Origin of the sequence: Tardiphaga sp., assembly GCF_028290785.1 — a bacterium.
Classification (GTDB): Bacteria; Pseudomonadota; Alphaproteobacteria; order Rhizobiales; family Xanthobacteraceae; genus Tardiphaga.
The window spans coordinates 1-4,724 of record NZ_JAQGJD010000102.1; the positions used below are offsets into that span (position 1 = coordinate 1).

At 64.0% G+C, this 4,724-nt stretch carries 4 protein-coding genes and 1 pseudogene; 2 read left to right on the forward strand and 3 right to left on the reverse strand.

The features are described 5' to 3' along the window. Together JWR89_RS05545 and JWR89_RS05550 are read right to left on the reverse strand one after the other, a co-directional pair. Nucleotides 1-650, reverse strand: a 650-nt coding sequence (locus JWR89_RS05545) for an ABC transporter permease (protein WP_299712788.1), incomplete at its 3' end; no start/stop codon positions are given. Nucleotides 651-830: 180 nt separating this feature from the next. Then, nucleotides 831-2,441: an ABC transporter substrate-binding protein gene (locus tag JWR89_RS05550; RefSeq protein ID WP_299712790.1), complete on the reverse strand. Its 1,611-nt coding sequence runs from the start codon at nucleotides 2,439-2,441 to the stop codon at nucleotides 831-833. Between the two features lie 334 nt (nucleotides 2,442-2,775). On the opposite strand from JWR89_RS05550, the gene JWR89_RS05555 reads away from it, so the two are divergent. Continuing rightward, nucleotides 2,776-3,294 carry a hypothetical protein gene (locus JWR89_RS05555; protein WP_299712793.1) on the forward strand — a complete coding sequence of 173 codons (519 nt, stop codon included), beginning with the start codon at nucleotides 2,776-2,778 and terminating at the stop codon, nucleotides 3,292-3,294. 65 nt (nucleotides 3,295-3,359) lie between these two features. Here JWR89_RS05555 and JWR89_RS05560 read toward each other — a convergent pair whose 3' ends face one another. Beyond that, nucleotides 3,360-4,457, reverse strand: coding sequence for an alpha/beta hydrolase (locus tag JWR89_RS05560; RefSeq protein WP_366142970.1), 1,098 nt, complete (start codon nucleotides 4,455-4,457; stop codon nucleotides 3,360-3,362). A 20-nt stretch (nucleotides 4,458-4,477) separates the two neighbouring features. Here JWR89_RS05560 and JWR89_RS05565 point away from each other — a divergent pair. Then, nucleotides 4,478-4,724: pseudogene (locus JWR89_RS05565) on the forward strand (quinone oxidoreductase); the annotation flags it as partial.

A 4,724-nucleotide genomic window follows, 5' to 3' on the forward strand; every position in this document is an offset into this window, starting at 1 on the left:
ACTTCGAGCATCGAGGCGCGCATGATGCGCAGATAGATGGCGAGGAAGATCAGGCCGAGCGTCAGCGTCGGCAGGATCAGATGTTGCGCGATGTCCCACGTCCGCGCGAAACCGGTCTGCGCGGTGCCGATGTCCTCGAAGCCGCCGGCGGGCAGCCATTGCAGGTAGATCGAGAACACCACGATGGCCATCAGCCCGAACCAGAACGACGGCGTGGCGTAGAAGATCAGGCCGAGGGTGGAGATCAGCGTGTCCGGCCAGCGGTTGACGCCGCGCGCGGCGATCACGCCGAGCACGAGACCCGCGAAGAACGCGAACGACAGCGACGCGGTCATCAAGAGGATGGTCGGCGGCAGCCGTTCCAGGATCACGGTGGCCACCGGCTTGCCGTAGATCGAGGAGAAGCCGAGGTCGAGCCGGACCAGCCGCCACAGGTAATTGCCGAGCTGCACGGGGATTGAGAGGTCGAGCCCGTAGAATTTGCGCAACTCGCGCGCGGTCGCGGCATCGCCGCCGCCCATCTGCGCCATCATGGCATCGACGGTGTCGCCGGGCGCGAACTGCAAGAGCAGGAACACGCCGATCAAAATCAGGAACAGGGTCGGGATCGAGGCGGCGAGACGCCGCCCCGCCAGGGTCAGGATGCGCATGTGGTCAGTGTAGTTTCCATTTGAAATGACGCAATGACCCGCACGAACCCATCCCCGTCATTGCGAGGAGCGAAGCGACGCGGCAATCCAGAGCCGCATACTCGGCAAGAACTGGATTGCTTCGTCGCCAAGTGGCTCCTCGCAATGACGTGGGTGGGTTCGAGTGTGCCGGACTTCGCGTCAGGCCGATAGCCACAGGTCGTGCCAGCTCGACGAGCCCCAGCGCGGCGTGTTGGAATGGTTGCGCGCTTTCGCGGTGATCACCGTGACGAAGATCTGCTCGATCGGCATCCATACCGGCAGTTCGGTGTTGGCCTCCTTGACGAACTCCGCATACAGCGCCTTGCGCTTTACCGGGTCGATCTCGGTGGCGGCGTCGTCGATCACCTTGTCGATGGCGTCGTTCTTCCAGTCCCACTGGTTGGTCCACGGCGCGCCCTTGGGCTGGCCGGAGCGGTACCACACGGTGGTCGAGACCGCGGGATCGTTGCGGTACTGGTGCCAGCCGGTGGCGAGGTCGAAGGCGTGGTCGTCATAGACCTGCTTCAGGAAGCCGCCGCCGTCGTTGCGGACGATCTCGACGGGGATGCCGACTTCGCCCAGCGACTGCTGGATGAAGGTCGCCCACAGCGAGATGTCCTCGCCCCAGGGGGCCGGCAACAGCCGCAGCGAGAACCGGGTGCCGCCGGAGCCGGCCTTGAAGCCGGCCTCGTCGAGCAGGGCTGCGGCCTTCTTCTTGTCGTAGGGATATTGCGGCGTGTTCGGGCCGGGGAAAAAGTCGGTGGACACCGACGGGATCGGGCCGGAACCGAGCTTGGCGAAGTCGCCGAGAAAATTCTCGATGAAGAACGGCACGTTGATGGCATGCGCGATGGCGCGGCGGACGCGGATGTCGGCCAGCTCCTTGCGGCGGAAGTTGAACTCGATGGTGTTGGTGCGGGCGTTGCCCTCGTTGCCCTTGGTGGAGACCACGAAGCGCTTGTCCTTGGACAACCGCGCGGTGTCGGAAATCGTCAGCCCGGTGAACGGGCTGTAGTGCAGGTCGCCGGCTTCCATCTGGGCGGCTGCGGCGGCGCGGTCGGTGATGACGCGCCAGGTGATGCGGTCGAGATAGGGCGCGTTGGGGCGCCAGTATTCGGTGTTGCGGTCGGCGATGATGTACTGGCCGCGCTCGTATTTGACGAACTTGAACGGCCCGGTGCCGACCGGCGCGAGATTGGTCGGGTTCTGCCGGATGTCGCCGGATTCGTAGAGGTGCTTGGCGGAGATGTAGCCGAGGTCGGGCAGCGCACGCAGCAGCAGGCCGAGCGGCATCGGGCGCTCGTATTTGAACACCGCGGTGAGCGGGTCCGGCGTTTCCACATCGGTCAGGAACAGCTGCAGCGTCGATCCGTAATTCAGGATCTTCTTCCACATGTTCATGGCGGTGAAGGCGACGTCGGCCGAGCTGAACGGCTTGCCGTCGTGCCAGGTCACGCCCTTGCGCAGCTTGAAGGTGATGGTCTTGCCGTCGGGGGTGGATTCCCAGCTTTCGGCGAGCACGCCGACCGGCTGGCCGTTGGCGTCGAGATCGACCAGGCTTTCCTGGATCTTGCCGCCGATGATGTAGACGCCGGTCGAGGCCTGGATCGAGGGGTTGAGCTGGCGCTGCTCGGCGCCGTAATGCACGTTGAACACGCCGCCCTTGCGCGGCGTCTCCTGGGCGAAGGCGCGCATCGGGTTGAGCACGTTGGCGGCGATGGCCGCCGAGGTCAGCAGGGCCGTGCGGCGGTTGATTTCGAAGCGAGACATGTGGTGAATTTCCCTGACGCTGGAATGCCGGCGCCTGTCCGGGCGCGCTGCCGCTCAAACTACGTCACAATGGCGGACCAAGTCCTGCTCTTAATCGAGACGCCGCTGAAAAATCCTTGCCGAAAATGGCGGCGCGCGAGCATCGATGCCCCCATCAATCCGACGCTGCGCAAGCCTTGTCAGGGGGCCTGTTTGCTGGGCGGCGTTCGGCAAACCAACCTTGGACTGCCCCGGTCGAGCGTCCTATTCCAATTTAGCGAACACATGTCCGGCGAGCGAGGAACAACTCAGTCAAGACAGTATTGTCATGCTAGATTGACAATGGAGGTCGGAGATGCAGGGCGATAATCCAATCAGTTGGCTGATGTTCTTCACACTGGCGGCGACAGTTTTTATCATCGCCGGCGCATTCATCTATTTCCTTCGTTCGCAGCGTAACCGCGAAATTGCGGCCGAGGCACTCGTGGGTGACAATTCGCGCATCGGCGCCACGCCCAACGGTGCGGCACCGGAACTGATCGGCTTCGCTGCCATCACTCTCGCGGTGATGGCTTTGCTGGCGGCCGGCTACGCCCGAAAGTCGAGCTTCGAAACCGCGCAGATGACCGGACCGGTCGGCCAGACTACCCCAGGCCAGCCGTCCACTTCGCCCCAGACGACCGGACAAACGAGCGGCCAGCGCTCCGGCGCCGCTGCGGGTACGTCGCCGCAGGGCATGGCGCAGCCTGCCGGCACAGCGGACGCACCGAAGGTCTATCAGCCTGCTAATCCGGCGCCGGATACGCGCTCTGCTCCGACGCAGTCCGACACTGGAATCGGCAATGCTAATGGCTCGACGGGCCAGCCCAAGTAAGGAACAAGCGATCTTTGGATATTGAGCGCGACTGCGTCGGTCGCGCTTGTCTGCTGCGATGGGACCTACCGAACGATCATTGGAAAAGTCACTGCAATTCCCCATGCGAACACAGCGGCATTGGCCAGGGCACCGGGCAGGGGGTGTCTGGTGGCTGCAAAACTCCACCGGCTGACGAGGCCGAAGGCCATGAACAGCAGGAGTATGGCGGGTACGATGATGGCAAGAAAAAACAGCTTCGTCGGATTCAAGGCCACCGCAACTGCCAGTGATAGTAGAAAGCAGAATTTCGTCAGCGCATAAGCTCCACGCCCCGCGCCCACGCCACGGGTGAGCCATTCATCGGCGATGAAGTACGGCACGCCGCCCGCTGCTATCGCCGCAATAAGGGGCCAGCGCGCCGGAATCGGCATGAATGAAAAGAAATAGCTGTCGATGGGGAGACCGAAGGCGACGATATTGAACGCAGCAATGGCGATGGTGGCGATGACGATGTTCCGCCACGATGGTCGGCCCGGGAAGCGTGCGCCGCCGACGAAGAAAAGCATCAAGGCCGTTAGCACGCCGTATAGCAGAAAATGCAGCGCCAGATAATCCCCGAGCAGGATGGGCAAGAAATCCGTCGGCAGCTTCCACAGCAGCAGTGGCGTCAACAGCGCTGGCACGAACGCCGCCAGCAGCAGCGGTTTCCAGCGCAGCCCGGCGCCAGCGTGCGTGACGCTGGCCACCGGCAGCAAAGCCGAGAGTGGCCATGCCAGCGCGACAATGCCCGCTAACAGCAGCCCTAGCCAGATCCCGCGGCGGTCGAGATAGCTCGCCTCGCGCCGCCCGAACGCGTCGTTCATCCAGTGCAGCGCGGCGACCATGCTGTCGCGCGCATACAGCACGCCGATATGTTCGACGCCCGATGCCAGCACCAGCCGCCGCGCCGTGCCGTCGGCAAATCTGCCATAGGTCTCTCCGGCCACGGCACTGCCGCCTGCCGCGAGGTTGACAATTCGCAGGCCCTCGTTGCGCAGCATGGAGGGCTCCAGCGCACCGACGATCACCATTAAATTTCGCGGGCTGCTCGGGCTCACTCCGGGAGAAAACACCGACACCGCCACGGTGGCCTGCACGTCGGGGGAAGCCTGCGCGAAGCGGATGACGATGTCGGAGGCCATCGAATGGCCGAGCACGCCGAGCCTATGCGGCGCAGCGCAACGTTTCCGCCGAGCGCGTACTGCATCTGCCCGAAGGTATTTCCGAGCACGCTGCTGCGGCGATGCTGTTGCGCGGCCTCACTGCGGAATATCTTTTGCGTCGGCTGTCCAAGGTCAAGGCCGGCGATACGGTGCTGGTCCATGCGGCGGCCGGCGGCATGGGATTGATCCTGGGCCAATGGGCGCATGCGCTCGGCGCCCGCGTCATCGGCACGGTCGGCTCCGACG